Annotated in this window: 13 protein-coding genes and 1 tRNA gene; 5 read left to right on the forward strand and 9 right to left on the reverse strand. The window is 34.4% G+C overall.

Annotation, left to right across the window (positions count from 1 at the left end; all coding sequences use genetic code 11):
* The 4 genes from alaS to QM538_01530 all read right to left on the reverse strand — a co-directional run bounded on the left by alaS (window position 1) and on the right by QM538_01530 (window position 4,584).
* Window positions 1-2,610: an alanine--tRNA ligase gene (gene alaS / locus QM538_01515; protein MDI9347167.1), complete on the reverse strand. Its 2,610-nt coding sequence runs from the start codon at window positions 2,608-2,610 to the stop codon at window positions 1-3.
* Window positions 2,611-2,624: 14 nt separating this feature from the next.
* A complete protein-coding gene (locus QM538_01520) occupies window positions 2,625-3,116 on the reverse strand; it encodes a regulatory protein RecX (protein MDI9347168.1) in 492 nt (163 codons plus the stop codon).
* The gene (recA, locus tag QM538_01525; GenBank protein MDI9347169.1) at window positions 3,088-4,167 is read right to left on the reverse strand and encodes a recombinase RecA; all 1,080 of its coding nucleotides are present in this window, start codon (window positions 4,165-4,167) and stop codon (window positions 3,088-3,090) included. Before recA ends, QM538_01520 begins: the two co-directional genes overlap by 29 nt.
* A gap of 81 nt (window positions 4,168-4,248) precedes the next feature.
* Entirely contained in the window at window positions 4,249-4,584 is a 336-nt protein-coding gene (locus QM538_01530) for a hypothetical protein (protein MDI9347170.1), read from the reverse strand.
* 73 nt (window positions 4,585-4,657) lie between these two features.
* Between QM538_01530 and QM538_01535 the strand changes: the two genes are divergently transcribed.
* From QM538_01535 to QM538_01545, 3 genes are read left to right on the forward strand one after another with little or no spacing between them, the layout of a single operon-like run.
* On the forward strand, window positions 4,658-5,545 hold the full coding sequence (locus QM538_01535) for an NAD(+)/NADH kinase (GenBank protein MDI9347171.1): 888 nt from the start codon (window positions 4,658-4,660) through the stop codon (window positions 5,543-5,545).
* Complete coding sequence (recN, locus tag QM538_01540) at window positions 5,523-7,223, forward strand: DNA repair protein RecN (protein ID MDI9347172.1); 1,701 nt, start codon at window positions 5,523-5,525, stop codon at window positions 7,221-7,223. Before QM538_01535 ends, recN begins: the two co-directional genes overlap by 23 nt.
* The gene (locus tag QM538_01545; protein MDI9347173.1) at window positions 7,220-7,576 is read left to right on the forward strand and encodes an outer membrane protein assembly factor BamE; all 357 of its coding nucleotides are present in this window, start codon (window positions 7,220-7,222) and stop codon (window positions 7,574-7,576) included. The genes recN and QM538_01545 overlap by 4 nt, the downstream gene beginning before the upstream one ends.
* 20 nt (window positions 7,577-7,596) lie before the next feature.
* Here QM538_01545 and QM538_01550 read toward each other — a convergent pair whose 3' ends face one another.
* Complete coding sequence (locus QM538_01550; GenBank protein ID MDI9347174.1) at window positions 7,597-8,025, reverse strand: type II toxin-antitoxin system RatA family toxin; 429 nt, start codon at window positions 8,023-8,025, stop codon at window positions 7,597-7,599.
* Window positions 8,026-8,034: 9 nt separating this feature from the next.
* Window positions 8,035-8,811 (reverse strand): exonuclease domain-containing protein, encoded by a 777-nt coding sequence (locus QM538_01555; GenBank protein ID MDI9347175.1) that lies wholly within the window; start codon window positions 8,809-8,811, stop codon window positions 8,035-8,037.
* Between the two features lie 49 nt (window positions 8,812-8,860).
* Here QM538_01555 and smpB point away from each other — a divergent pair, with 49 nt between their 5' ends.
* Window positions 8,861-9,319, forward strand: a complete 459-nt coding sequence (gene smpB / locus QM538_01560) for an SsrA-binding protein SmpB (protein ID MDI9347176.1) — start codon at window positions 8,861-8,863, stop codon at window positions 9,317-9,319.
* A 24-nt stretch (window positions 9,320-9,343) separates the two neighbouring features.
* Window positions 9,344-10,186 carry a 2,3,4,5-tetrahydropyridine-2,6-dicarboxylate N-succinyltransferase gene (locus tag QM538_01565; GenBank protein ID MDI9347177.1) on the forward strand — a complete coding sequence of 281 codons (843 nt, stop codon included), beginning with the start codon at window positions 9,344-9,346 and terminating at the stop codon, window positions 10,184-10,186.
* On the opposite strand, the gene smc is transcribed toward QM538_01565, so the two are convergent.
* The 3 genes from smc to QM538_01580 all read right to left on the reverse strand — a co-directional run bounded on the left by smc (window position 10,183) and on the right by QM538_01580 (window position 14,725).
* Window positions 10,183-13,677 carry a chromosome segregation protein SMC gene (gene smc / locus QM538_01570; GenBank protein ID MDI9347178.1) on the reverse strand — a complete coding sequence of 1,165 codons (3,495 nt, stop codon included), beginning with the start codon at window positions 13,675-13,677 and terminating at the stop codon, window positions 10,183-10,185. The genes QM538_01565 and smc overlap by 4 nt on opposite strands.
* A 52-nt stretch (window positions 13,678-13,729) precedes the next feature.
* Window positions 13,730-13,805, reverse strand: a tRNA-Asn gene (locus QM538_01575).
* A gap of 17 nt (window positions 13,806-13,822) precedes the next feature.
* The gene (locus tag QM538_01580; protein MDI9347179.1) at window positions 13,823-14,725 is read right to left on the reverse strand and encodes a UTP--glucose-1-phosphate uridylyltransferase; all 903 of its coding nucleotides are present in this window, start codon (window positions 14,723-14,725) and stop codon (window positions 13,823-13,825) included.
* Window positions 14,726-14,811 lie beyond the last annotated feature (86 nt).

Consider the following 14,811-nt stretch of genomic DNA (forward strand, 5'->3'; position numbering starts at 1 on the left):
TTAATTATGTATATTAATTATCCAAGATTTACAATATTCTACCGCATCTTTGAAAGCGCTAATTTTTTCACACCCAAGTTGAGATAAGTTCTGCCTTCCACCACCTTTAGCATCAAGTATAGTAAATAATTTTTTTGCAATCACATCGGCAGAATATTTTATAGAAATCACTCGAGAAACAGAAATAACCACTATCCCATTTTCATTTTGTGGCTCTGAAACAGCGAGTATGGCAAACACATTGTTCTCCTTAGATACTAAAATCTCAGCTAATAGTTTTAATTTATCAACGCTATAAGAGCCTAGGTGCGCCGCTACAAATTTGACTGTTCTGATTGATTCAGCTCTAATGAATAGTTCATTAGCTAATTGTTGAGTTGTTTTTAAAGTTAATTCTTTATTTTCGATTTCAATTTTCTTTTGTTTTTCAAGAAGCGTTATAATTTTGTTCGGAAGTTCTGTAACTGCGCATGAGCAAGAAAAGGCAAGCTCTTGAAGGATTTTTTTTTGTAGTTGATACTGATCATAAAACGCTGCCATAGCAACTCCTGTAATCCTTCGCACACCTTGCGCAACTGCAGTTTCATCAAGTATTGTAAAACACCCAATCTCGCCAGTAGTTTTTACATGGGTACCGCCACATAACTCAATAGAAGGTCCGATAGTATGCACACGAACTTGTTCTTGGTATTTTTCACCAAAAAGCGCAATTGCGCCATTTGCGATAGCAGATTTAGGCGTAGTGATTTCCATAATAGTGGGGCTATTTTTTTCGATTTCTTCATTGACGACTGATTCGACTTCTAACAAAGCTTGTTTACTGACCGGTCCATCATGCGAAAAATCAAAGCGAGTATAACGATCAGTTACTAACGACCCTTTTTGAACTGTATCAGTCCCTAAAACAGTGCGTAGCGCGTAATGTAATAAATGTGTTACAGAATGGTGGGCAGTTGTTCTGGCTCTTACTTTTCTATCAATTATCGCTTTACCAGTAGATCCTATGACTAGCTCAGCTGGTCCGTGATAATATCCAGAATGCATGAGCAACGAACCATGTGCAACACAATGAGATACTGAAAAAACTCCTTGTTGAAAAAGTATTTCACCTTGATCCGCAGCTTGCCCACCAGATTCTGGATAAAACGGAGTTTTATCCAGAACGATAGTTGCATACGACTTTGGATGTAACTCACTAACCTGTTCATTGTCAACAAGAATAGTCAATAGAGCAACCGATTGCACTTCAGTAGATTGATAACCTACAAACTCTGTCGGTACAATATCTTGAACCAAAAAAGATTGCGGGGCTTTAAAGTGTGAGCTTTTTTTACCTCTTTGTTTTTGTGCTTCCATGTACGCATTAAATGACTCCATGTCAAGATTAATATTACGTTCTTTTGAAAGATCCTTTATTATATCTACAGGAAAACCATAGGTATCATAAAGCTTAAACACATTTTCTCCACTTAATGTATTTGAACTTAATTGCTGGATAGATTGTTCATAATGCTTCAGCCCTCTTTCAAGCGTAGATAAAAATCTCTCCTCTTCCCTTTTAATAACGGAAATGACGCCATGTGTTCTAACCTGATTATAAACTTGGTCTTGAAGAGATAAAACGGGTAGTACTAATGAGTGTAACATTGGATCTCGAGCGCCTAACTCATAACAATATCGAAATGCCCTTCGAATAATGCGACGTAAAACATAGCCCTTACCTTCATTTGAAGGTTGCACATCATCAAGTAATAAATACACCATCGCTCTTGCGTGATCAGAAATTACATTCAATGCGATTTTATTTTTTTTTTCTAATGGTGAAATTGATATCGTGTCAATAATTTTATTTTTTAAAGACACAAACTCGTCAGTATCGAAATTATCCACAACCCCTTGTATGACAGATGCCAATCTTTCCAAACCCATGCCAGTATCGATTGATGGTTTTGGGAGTTTTGATCTATTACCATTTTCATTGATAAAATATTCCATAAAGACCACATTCCAAATTTCAGTAAATCTATCTAAATGAGCATCTGGACTACCAGGAGGTCCGCCTGGTACAGTTGGCCCATGATCATAGAAGATTTCCGTGCAGGGACCACAAGGACCAATATCTCCCATTTGCCAAAAATTATCGCTACTTGAAATTTTTATCAACCGCATTGGATTAATCCCTATGTGGTTTAACCAGATTGACTCTGCTTCAGAATCATCAAAGTAGATAGTAACCCATAACTTAGACTCAGGTATCTTAAAATAACTAGTCAGGCAATTCCATGCGTAATATATTGCTTCGCGTTTAAAATAATCTCCAAAACTAAAATTACCTAACATTTCAAAATATGTGTGATGGCGAGCGGTATAACCAACTTGCTCTAAGTCATTGTGTTTTCCCCCAGCCCTAACACAACGTTGAACAGTAGTAGCTCTTTTATGTATTGGTTTTTCCAATCCTAAAAAAATATCTTTGAATTGCACCATGCCAGAATTAGTAAACAATAATGTCTCGTCATTTTGCGGAACAAGGCTACTAGATTGAAGTAACGTGTGATCCTTACTGACAAAATAATCAGTAAATTTTTTTCTAATTTCGTTTGTTTGCATAAGTTAAAAACTCTTCAAGAAAGGCTACTACTGCTAGTGACATATTCAAAATCAGATTTACCAAACCCTCTAGATATTATATAACGGTACAATTTTGCTCGATGAGTATAATTCGTAGATGCATTTTGAATCATTTTTGCAAAAACCGATCTGGTCTGCGCCATAGTATCTAATACATCGTGCCAATGGATTTGATTAATATGATCTACAGCGATTTGTTTTGAAATCCCTCTTTGCAATAGTTCTCCATAAATTTTTTTCGGACCAAAACCTTTTCTAATTCTTGACTGAACATACATCATTGAATACTGCGTATCATTTAAAAAATTTAATGAGGTGCATTTTTCAATGACTTGGCTAACTTCACCATCAGGGTAGCCGCGATGGGTCAACTTTCTTGAAAGAGTAACGCTTGTATACATTTGTTTGGAGAGTAATGCTTGCGCATAATCAAAACAAGTTCTGCGGCTAGTGTTTTTATTCTGGACTTGCTTCCGAAATGTCATCTACAGGAGGTTGATTAGTAACTGAGTGATTTTTGACTTGTTTATTTAATTCCCTAATTTTTTTCTCAAGTTCCTCACATTCTTTAGGGTGCTCCTTTAACCATTGTCTTGCTTGTTCTTTTCCTTGTCCTATTTTTTGATTTTTATAAGAGAACCAAGAGCCGGCTTTATCAATTAATTCGCGTGTAACACCTAGTTCCAGTATCTCACCTTCTAAAGAGCAGCCAATTCCGTAAAGTATATCAAACCGCGCTTCGGTAAAAGGAGGAGCGACTTTATTTTTAACAACCTTAACTTTAGTCTCACTTCCAATCACTTCATCACCTTGCTTGATTGACCCTACCCTTCTTATATCCAATCGTACTGAAGAATAAAATTTAAGCGCATTTCCTCCTGTCGTGGTTTCAGGATTGCCAAAAAGAACTCCTATTTTCATTCTGATTTGATTAATGAAGATAACGAGTGTGTTTGAGCGATTAATATTTGCAGTGAGTTTTCTTAGTGCTTGAGACATTAAGCGAGCCTGCAATCCCATATGTGAATCACCCATCTCACCTTCAATTTCAGCTTTTGGTGTCAGTGCAGCCACAGAATCAACAACAACAACATCAACAGAGCATGAGCTCACTAGCATATTTGCAATTTCTAATGCTTGCTCTCCAGTATCAGGTTGGGAAACTACTAGATCCTCAACTTTAACTCCCAACTTTGAAGCATATTGAATATCCAATGCGTGCTCAGCATCAATAAAGGCAGCGGCACCACCGCATTTTTGACATTGTGCTATTACCTGCAGGGATAATGTTGTTTTTCCAGAAGACTCTGGGCCAAATATTTCCACAACCCTTCCCCGAGGCAACCCACCAATTCCTAAAGCTAAATCTAATGTAAGTGAGCCAGTAGATATGGTCTGAATATCTGTATCAATTTTATCATCCCCCATACGCATAATTGAGCCTTTACCAAATTGTTTTTCAATCTGACCAATAGCATTGGTCAAAGCTTTTAATTTTTCATTCTGTATTTTTGAGTTATTTTTTGGTTCTGCCATTATCTGCTCCTATCATTATTAATAATTACTAGTTTACCTTACTAAAGAAATAAAAAATAAAAAATCAGAAAATGCAAATATTTATTGCACTGAAGTATTTTTTAATTCTTGTTGTAGTGTTTCTAATTTCTTTTTGATTTTGATTTTTTCTTGTTCAGTATTTTTTAATTCTATTTCATATTTTTCAATAGTTTTCTTTAATGCTTGAATTTCTTTTGTTTTTTCAGCAATTAATTTTTTATCATGGTTAGAGACTTCTTTTATTGGATCAGGAACAGTACTTGGAGTAGGCTGCTGACTTTTTTTCAATTGAGCTTCGCTCTTTGGCGTATTGCCTTCTTTTGAGCCCTGAATTTCAGAGTATGAAATACTAACTATAGAAAATACAAGTAAAATAGTGATATATAATTGAACCATAGCCTAGATTTTAACATGATTTCCACACATAAATTAGAATTGCTTTACGATTAGTGTTATAAGATATGAGACTATGAATGTAAAGACAATACTACTGATCAGGAATCAATTTTCAGATACTAAAAATATTAATGAAAAAATAGCAGCTATTGCAAAAAAAAAGAAGATACATTGTATTGAGTCAGATCTAAGCTCTTTGAAACATATCGAAAATAAACTAGCGGTAAAAAATATAAATCAATTGGATTTAATTGTAATACTCGGTGGGGATGGCACTATGCTTTCAGTTATCAATCAACTAATACACTTATCTGTTCCTTTTACTGGAATTAACACTGGTAGATTGGGATTTTTAACCGATAGTTTTATAGGTTCATTAAGTTCATTTCTAACTAATGCTTCCAAAGGTAATTTTATATTTGATACCAGGATCGCGTTACACGCGACCATAGTTCGAAAAGGTAAAATTAATGAGGAGATTATTGCAGTGAATGATTTCATTATTAGAAGCAATACTTTTCACATAGCAAATCTTGGTTTAACTATAAATAACGAATTTATTCACGAGGAACGAGGAGATGGGATAGTAGTATGCACTCCAACAGGATCAACTGCATATTCTATGTCTAGTGGCGGACCTATTATTGCACCAAGTATTGATTGTCTATGTGTCACTCCACTATCACCTCATTACCTAAGTCATCGTCCTATTGTGCTATCACCAACAACAGTAATCAAAATATCAGTACCAAAATCAGCTAGAGATGTTGATTTTAGCAATGATGGGATTCGTATAATTAAACTGATCCAAGGAGACGAGATAATTATAAAAAAATATCCATTAGCTTTTACCTTGGCCTACCATCCTTCTTATAGTTATTTTCAAGTATTGAAGAAAAAACTATTTTGGGGGACTAAAACAAATCTTGCAAATAAAAATGTTGGTAGAATTAAACGTTAAAAATTTTATACTAGCAAAAGATATTACTCTTACCTTCGATCGTGGGTTAACGGTAATCACTGGAGAAACCGGTGCAGGAAAATCAATTTTAATAGACGCGCTTCAGCTTATTTTAGGGGGGCGTGCTCACGTTTCAACAATTCGTAACGGTGAACAACGTGCTGATATTCAAGCATGGTTTGAAATCGAAAATAATAATCAAATAATTGCATTATTACATTCCTACAATATACCGCTAGAAGACAAAAACTGTATCATATCCAGAAGTATTTTTTCAGATGGTAAAAGCAAAGCGTCTATAAATGGGATAACGGTAACAAATAGTATTTTAAAATTAATAACGAACTTGCTTGTTGAAATTCATGGTCAGAATCAACATATAGCTTTTACAGAATCTTCTTTTCAAAGGTCTTTTATTGACGAATATGGATCGATAACGGAGCTTAGGAAAGAATACGAGCAACTATTTGACCAACATGCTTTGCAAATTGAACATTTAAATCAGCTTAACAATGACCATAAAGTATCAAATGAGAAAAAAGAATACATAGAATATTTATGCGATGAATTAAACCAATTACATTTAAAACCCAAAGAGTGGGAAGAGCTGACAAAAAAACAGCTCGCAATTGCGAATCGTGGTGAAATTACCAGCACACTAACATTGTTACAGTCGATTTTTATTGATGATCAAAAGTCAATTACCAATCAACTTAAAACTGCCATGCGCGCTGCCTCAAGTTCAAAATTATTTAAAAATCAATTTCCGACAATTCTTGACTTAATGGAAATAGTTAATCAAAATATTGCTGATGTGGCAGATGATCTTCGAATGAGACTTGAAGAATTTGATAATTTTGATGAACCTATTGAACTGGTAGAACAAAGGATGAGCGCTATCCATAAAATCGCTAGAAAACTACATGTTGAACCAGAACAATTATTACAAACTCAGGATAAATTATTACAAGAATTAAATAATGTCACCAGGCAAGAAGAAACTATACATGAACTAACATTGGTCATTTCATCTTTGCATAACAAAATGATTGAAAAAGCAAAAGCAATTTCTTTAAAAAGGATAGCAACTTGTCAAGAACTATCTAAAGCTGTTTCAATTGTATTACCTGATGTGGCTTTACAAAATACAACTTTTACCATTGATTGTAAACAACACCATGATACTTTACAAAAATATGGAATTGACCTCGTTTCGTTTAACGCAAGTTTTAATCTTGGTAGCGTAGTTCAACCGCTTGATAAAATAGCTTCAGGTGGTGAACTGTCTAGAATAGCGCTTGCGCTTTATCTTGCTTCAATTACTTCAAATATCAAAACTTATAACACGCACGGTACTTTATTTTTTGACGAAATTGATACGGGTATCGGCGGTGAAACCGCAACCTCAATCGGTAAGCTTTTAGCAAAACTAGCAAGGCAGCATCAAGTATTTGTAATTACCCATCACGCAATTATTGCAGCACAAGCAGAAACACAAATTACTATAGAAAAATCGATTTCTGAAAACTCAACTGAAACGATCGCAAAGGTAGTAAGTGACCAGGAGAGAATCGCTGAGCTTTCGAGAATGTTAAGCGGATCTTCAATTGCTAAAGCAAGTATAGAAAACGCTAAAGAATTATTAAAAAACGCTAAAAGTGGTAAAATAAAAAAATGAATAATTTATTTTATGGTATGTTTTTGATTTTTATTGTCGCATGCTCACCTGCGTATGTTATACCTATACAGCAAGGTAATGTAATCTACGAACCAGATGTTACTAAAATCAAGGTGGGCATGAGCAAACTTGAGGTTATTTCAGTACTTGGTGAACCTGCCATCACCCATTTTTTTAATAAAAATAATTGGACTTACATCTATCATAGTAAAACAGGCGGGCAATCTCAACTAATTGATTTACAACAATCAAGTAATAATGAAAACAGTGCAAAATCAGCACTCATCTCTTCAGTAGAAATTAAATTTGATAACGAAATAGTTAAAAATATTTCTTACACAATTTTACAATGACAATATAACCAACCATTACCTCAACCGTACACTTGGTAAGCCCTCTTTACAAATGAACGCACAAACTCTGTCCTGAGTTGACCAACAAATAAAGCGCCACCAAACATCGTAGAAATTGGCGGCAACTCAACTTGTAATAAAAAATATATTTGTGTTTTATTATGTTCTAGAAACTCAAAGTTCCATTCACCATATAGCTGAGTAAAAGTTCCATCTATCTGTTGCATAGTAATTTTGTCATGCCCATAAAAAGTATTTTTTGAGGTTACTGAAATAGAAATAAGCCCCTTTCTAAAAACCATTTTTGCGATAATGAAATCATGGTTTTCTTCAACTTGAAAAGAATCTGTGCAATAGGTCAAGAAATGTTTATAAGATGGTACATCCATTACTAAGTCAAATACTTGTTTTTTTGAGTAAGGAACTATGACCTTTTCAGATGAATGCATATTTGGCGTTTACTCTTTGGATATGAGTGATTCAATGCTACCAATAGGAAGATGCCTATTCAATTCAAGATCAGAATTATAATATTTTTTTAACTCATTTCTAAAATCTTCGTGGAGTGTAACCATTTCATGAGTTAACGGAACTTTAAAAGGGCTAATTTCAAACGAAACTTGAGCTTCACTTATGCTAAAGCTATTAGATGTATTGCTATCTAACTCGATAGATAATTGTTCAGGGTTTGTTTGTAGAAAAATATATACTTGGGCAGCTAAACGAGCATCATCATAAGCATTATGCAAACCAGTCTTATCACGACTATGCGTTGGAATACCTAATCGGGCGCAAACGCTAGATAAATCATTTTTCTGATTAGGGAATTTTCTTCTACAGAGTTGAAGGGTATCAATATATTCAAGTTTCTTGAAATTTTGAGCATAGTCAGGGTGGATTCTTTCCAATTCATTAATAAATAAATTTCTATCATATTCTGCGTTATGCATAATAATAGGGCTTGAATCTATGTATTCTATAACCGTGGTTAAAATCTCACTTAAAAGTGGCTTATCTTTAATATCATTATCATAAATTCCATGTATGGCACTGGAATCTGGAGGTATAGGTATACCTGGATTTACTCTAATTAATTTAAAATCTCCACTAATACTGGAATCAAGTATTTCTAGAAGTCCAATCTCTATTATTCTATCTTGCGTTACACTTAATCCAGTAGTTTCTAAGTCTAATGAAATGAGTCTTTTGGATATATTGCCTTTAACGAATGCCACTGCTAGTAGTCCATATTTTTATGAAAGCATTATACAATACTATCACACTATGAACAAAATAACTAATAAAAAAGCTAGATTTGAATATGAAGTAATACAAACACTTGAATGTGGAATACATCTGTTAGGGTGGGAAGTTAAAAGCATTCGATCTTCAAAAATTAACATAGATGAAAGTTATGCCATTGTTCGAAACGAAGAACTCTATTGGCTCAATGCTCGTTGCGCTCCACTTGCGCACACCAGCATGTCAAATACAAAAGCAGATCCAGTCAGAACAAAAAAATTACTTGCACATAAAAACGAAATTGCAAAACTAATCGGATCACTGACCAAGGGATTCACGCTTATCCCATTATCATTATACGAAACAAGAGGAAAATTCAAACTAGAGTTAGGGCTAGGTAAAGGTAAAACTAACTACGACAAACGAAAGAGTATAAAAGATCGTGAATGGAAAATTAACCAAAGAAAGATTTTACTTAACGCAAACAAAATAGTAAGATAGAGATTAATTGATATGGAGAGTATTATGGAAACACAACACATTCATCAAAAAGTAGAAGAATTATACGACGGGAGGAGTGAAATAACTAAAGATTCGGCTTTTAAAAAATCACTAGTGCCATTTTCTAACACAATACTAACTGGACTAAACGAAGGCAAAATAAGAATTGCTGAGAAAACAAAAGATGAGTGGGTAGTAAATACCTGGGTGCAAAAAGCAATACTATTATTATTTACGATTAGAGAGTTAGAATTATCACACTTTTATTCAATGTGCTATGACAAAATTCCACTTAAATTTATTAATTACAGTGCCAGTGATTTCATAAAAGATAAAATCAGAATAGTGCCTGGAGCTATTATCAGATCTGGTTGTTATATTTCTCCTGGAGTTGTTGCGATGCCGAGCTTTGTCAACATCGGTGCTTTTATAGGAGAAAATACCATGCTAGACACTTGGTCAACGGTTGGCTCTGGAGCTCAAGTTGGTAAAAATGTTCATCTTTCTGGTGGCGCAGGATTAGGAGGAGTGTTAGAACCAATTGGGAACAACCCAACAATTATTGAAGACGATTGTTTTATTGGCGCTCGATCAGAAATTGTTGAGGGTGTAATTATTAAAAAAGGATCGGTGTTATCCATGGGGGTTTTTATTGGTAAAAGCACTAAAATTTACGACCGAACTACAAGAACTCTTATACCCCAAGGTGAAATACCAGAATATTCAGTAGTGGTGCCTGGAACCATTGCAAGTGCTAAACACTCTGAAGAGCAAGATTTGTGTCAACTTGGCGCAGCAATAATAATAAAAAGAGTTGATGCGCAAACTAGATCAAAAACAAGTATAAATGAACTCTTAAGAAATTAGACAATCGCAAAGGCGGTTGCTTCACGCAAATTAACACCCACAAGTTTTGTAACTCCAGCCTCACTCATAGTCACTCCAAGTAACTGGTCAGCATTAGCCATAGTTGTTTTATGATGGGTAATAACTAGATGCTGTACGGTTTTAGACATTTCTCTAATTAACACACAAAATCTCTCAACATTAACTTCATCTAACGCGGCATCAACTTCATCCATAAGACAAAAAGGAGCCGGGTTTAAAGTAAACATCGATACAACAAAAGCAATAGCAGCTAATGATTTTTCACCGCCTGAAAGTAAATGAATGTGGGTAATTTTTTTCCCAGGTGGTTGAATTAATATACTTACTCCGGGGTATTCTAAATCGTCATTTAATTCAAGTCTGGCACTGCCTCCATTGAACAGCTGATTTGCGATTTTATTAAGATTGATTGACACAGCAGAAAACACTGAATGAAATGATTCGTCTGTTTCTTTATTAATTGAATCAATCGTTTCTTGTAGTGTTTTTAATGCATGTATAACATCGTCGCATTGTGTATCTAGTATATTTTTTCTATCGAGCAATTCAGAATATTCTTCCATTGCTACCATGTTAATAGCACCAAATTGCCCAAGAGATGTTTCTATTTTTTCAATTTCAAGTGTAAGAGTTTCTTCAGTTTGATCAGTTAGCTCTGGAACTGAGATAGTTATATTTAAAGATGATTTTTGTTCTTCATACTGAGTAATTTGCAATTGAGTTTCTTGTAACAGTAATTGCTTTTCATGTATAAAAGCTTGCAATGATTCCTTATTTTGTAATAACGTAGCCAACTGTTGTTCAAATATTGCTATCTGATCACAATTGAGTTGAAATAATTTTTGTAAGTCAACACAGGCTACTTGGATTAAATCATTATCCGTATAATGTTTAATTTTTTCCTCTTCTAATTTTGGAATTTTTTCTTGTAGGGAAATAATAGTATTTGCATTTACAGATATTCGTTGCTTAGTTTGCGCTAATTGTTGTTCAATCGTTGCGATAAGCGATTTAATTGAATCACATAATAACTGTTCATGTTCCAAATCAGATGATATTTTTGAACAAGTTAGGATCTTTTCTTCATGTATATTTCTAGAGTTTTTAATTGTTAAAATAATTGCTTCTTTTTCTTGAAGTAACAATTTTAAATCTTGGGCTAAAGAAGATCGTTCGTCTTCTTTTTGTTCAATGTCTTTTATATTTTCTAATAATTCATTGCGCTTAGCTTTTAGTAATAAATTTATTTCGGTTAGATTTTTTGTAGATGATTCTGAAGTAACTTTATTTTCTGTTACAGTTTTAATTAAAATAAATTGTTCGCTTTTTAATTTATCAAGTCGCAGGCGAATTTCTGTAATCGCTTTAGTATTAGCCTCAAACTCTTGTTGATAAAAATTTATTTGCCCAGAATTTGAAATTAAATTATTTTGTAAATTTTCCAGTTTATGTTGTAAATCCTTAATGGCATTTTCAACAGATTGTCGCTCGCGCGCTCTTTGGATAGGTCCTTGAGGACTGTCTACTGAGTCACGAAGTACATTGATAGAGTTATGTTGTACCCAAATACTATCTTGGGTAATAACTGATTCATCTGATGGTAATTGATTGATTAATGCTAGAGCACTTTCAAAAGATTGGGTGATATGTATTTTATCAAGCAACGTAACTACATGATTAGGAGCCTGAACTTTACTTGATAAACGATTGGTAATATCACCTATGGATTTTTGAAATGCGCCAATCACAAACATAACCTCGCCGCATGGAATATCATTTACAGCAGTAGCGATGGTTTGAACATCATTAGAAACAAAAGCATCTAGTTGCTTTGAAAGCACAAGCTCTACGGCACGCTCCCAAGGCGATTCGACTGTAATATAATTGCTGAATATATCTTGCGTTTCACGAGAATGTGATTGTAGCCAGCTTAAAAGTTGTGACTTGGTGTGATCTTGGCCTGAAACCTGTAAAGCTTGTAATGAAGCTAGCATAGATGAGAGAGTTAATTTTTCTTCTTGAATTAAAGTTATCTGCGTTTGCATTTCATTACGTTTTAGTTGTAATTGCGACAACGACTCTTTTAATTGCTCATGGGTTGAAATGAGTATAGTAAGGGCCTCCTCATCAAGCGCTATCTCGTCAGTAAACCGAAAATGCTGACTAGCATGGAGTTCTTCCTCGAGTCTATTAACTAGTGCATGTAATTGAGTTGATTTACTCTCCATTTCTTCAATCTGATTTTTAATCAAATCACTTTGAAGTAAATTATATTCTAATGATTGATTAAGTTGATTGTAGGTGAGCTGTCTCGCGTCAAATCTTTGTTGCCAATCTTGAAGCATTGATTCGGCTTGCTCTGTTGACTGCTTTGAGAGCTCCAGTTCTTTAACAATGCTGTCATATTTTGGCTTTAGTAAACTGTGATGACTTATCTTCCCTTCTAGCTTATTATTTTCCAGTTTTAATTGTTCGGTTAAATCACTGCACTGTTGCTCAAGTATACTTTGTTCTTCTAGATTACTATTACATTGTTCTTTTGAGTATTGTATCTGTAAATCAATTTGTTTACAAATAGTAACAATAGCTTGGGCCTCAGATTTTTTTACATGTAATTGTTCTTGGGTGTTAGCTAGTGAAGTGCGTTCTTTTGATAGTTTCAACTCATAATCATGGTATTCACTATTAATCTGCTCCAATTCATGTTTGAGCTGCTTCATTGATTCCAAATGTTCATCTCGGAGCTTGGTGAAAGAATTAATTTTGAAATTGCATAAAATAGCTTTTTTTGTAATCTTTTCTTTTTGTAATTTTTGAAATTTAATTGCTTGTTTTGATTGTTTATCTAATTTTGCAAGTTGGGACCCGAGTTCTTCGCGGATATCTTTTAAGCGGTCCAACTTTTCTTTAGTAAGTGCAATTTTTGCAATTGACTCTTTTTTTCGTTCCTTAAATTTAGAAATTCCCGCGGCTTCTTCTAAAAAACTTCTAACATCTTCGGGTTTAGACTCAACTATTCTTGACACCATACCTTGTTGGATTATTGCATAACTCCAACTCCCTAGTCCAGTGCCTAATAATAAATCTGTAATATCTTTTTTTCTACATCGCTGGGAGTTCAAGTAGTAACATGATTCACCATTTCGCGATAACTCTCGTTTAATTGATATATCTTTATACCCTGCATATACACCTTGTAACGAGCCATCACTATTATCAAATATTAACTCTACCGACGCACGATCAGAAGGAGGTCTAGAATCGGTGCCTGTAAAAATAACATCCTCCATAGAAGTACCTCTAAGACTTTTTGCAGATCCCTCACCTAAAACCCATCGGATTCCGTCAATAATATTTGATTTTCCGCAACCATTTGGACCAACGATTGCTACAAGCTTTGATGACGCTTCTAGCACGGTTGTATCCGCAAATGATTTAAATCCGGAGTAAATCACCTTACTCAATCGCATAATGATATATTTTTATTTATTAATTTATTAATAGTACTTTTTTGTTATAAACTGGCTCCCTGAGACGGGCTCGAACCGCCGACCCAGTGATTAACAGTCACTTGCTCTACCAGCTGAGCTATCAGGGAATTGCGCTATTATAACATTAGTTAAGAACCTTATTATTATTTATCAGAGCAATAATTCCAGCTTTTAGAGATGGGTCTTCTAAGGCTGTTGAAAAAGTAGCTTGCAGATAACCTAGTTTTGAACCACAATCAAATCTTTGGGCGGCTATATCAAAAGCGGTAACCGGCATAACTTTTTTTTGAATCATATGTGCAATTGCGTCAGTTAACTGAATTTCACCTTGCGATCCAGGTTTTGCACCCTGTAAAAACTCAAATAACTTACCATGCAGAATATAGCGACCTATTATTGCTTGTGTTGAAGGGGAGTCTTTTGGTTCTGGTTTTTCTACAACTAATTCACAATTTAATAATCTATCTCCTAAATTTTTTCCACTAACCATGCCATATTTTCTTGAATCTTCTATGGCAATCTGTTCAGTAGCAATCACCATACCTGGATGATCATTTACTATCGAAACCATAGAAGTTAATGTGTTTTGGATCCTTTTATTATGTAGCAAATAATCATCGGCTAATAAAACTGCAAAATACTCATCTGGAGAAATTAAAGCTCTTGCAGTTAGTATGGCGTCTCCTAAACCTTTTGGCTTACTTTGCCTAGTGTAAATAAAATGACTGTCCTTTGGAATTGTAGCTCTTAATTTCTCCAACAAATCTATTTTACCCGTTCGATCTAACTCAAGTTCTAATTCAAGTTGATCGTCAAAGTGATCTTCAATTGCTCTTTTAGACCTACCAGTGATAAAAATAAACTCTCTTATCCCAGCAAGATACGCCTCCTCCACCGCATACTGAACAAGAGGCTTGTCAATAATTGGTAACATTTCTTTAGGGGTTGCTTTAGTGGCGGGTAAAAATCTTGTTCCAAAACCAGCCACAGGAAAAAGAGCTTTTTTAACAACTATTGATTGGCTCATATCATTATTTGTGTTATTATAATACAGATTTTAATTTGATATGGCGTTTATAGTAACAGAGTCTTGTATTAACTGTAAATATACAG

The organism is Candidatus Methylacidiphilales bacterium (assembly GCA_030054035.1).
Taxonomy (GTDB): Bacteria; Pseudomonadota; Gammaproteobacteria; order JASGCS01; family JASGCS01; genus JASGCS01.

Coding starts and splice junctions, on each gene's coding strand:
- smpB (MDI9347176.1), top strand. CDS start 8,861: ATGAACAAAATAACTAATAAAAAAGCTAGATTTGAATATGAAGTAATA.
- QM538_01535 (MDI9347171.1), top strand. CDS start 4,658: ATGAATGTAAAGACAATACTACTGATCAGGAATCAATTTTCAGATACT.
- recN (MDI9347172.1), top strand. CDS start 5,523: ATGTTGGTAGAATTAAACGTTAAAAATTTTATACTAGCAAAAGATATT.
- QM538_01580 (MDI9347179.1), bottom strand. CDS start 14,725: ATGAGCCAATCAATAGTTGTTAAAAAAGCTCTTTTTCCTGTGGCTGGT.
- smc (MDI9347178.1), bottom strand. CDS start 13,677: ATGCGATTGAGTAAGGTGATTTACTCCGGATTTAAATCATTTGCGGAT.
- QM538_01550 (MDI9347174.1), bottom strand. CDS start 8,025: ATGCATTCATCTGAAAAGGTCATAGTTCCTTACTCAAAAAAACAAGTA.
- alaS (MDI9347167.1), bottom strand. CDS start 2,610: ATGCAAACAAACGAAATTAGAAAAAAATTTACTGATTATTTTGTCAGT.
- QM538_01565 (MDI9347177.1), top strand. CDS start 9,344: ATGGAAACACAACACATTCATCAAAAAGTAGAAGAATTATACGACGGG.
- QM538_01520 (MDI9347168.1), bottom strand. CDS start 3,116: ATGACATTTCGGAAGCAAGTCCAGAATAAAAACACTAGCCGCAGAACT.
- recA (MDI9347169.1), bottom strand. CDS start 4,167: ATGGCAGAACCAAAAAATAACTCAAAAATACAGAATGAAAAATTAAAA.
- QM538_01545 (MDI9347173.1), top strand. CDS start 7,220: ATGAATAATTTATTTTATGGTATGTTTTTGATTTTTATTGTCGCATGC.
- QM538_01530 (MDI9347170.1), bottom strand. CDS start 4,584: ATGGTTCAATTATATATCACTATTTTACTTGTATTTTCTATAGTTAGT.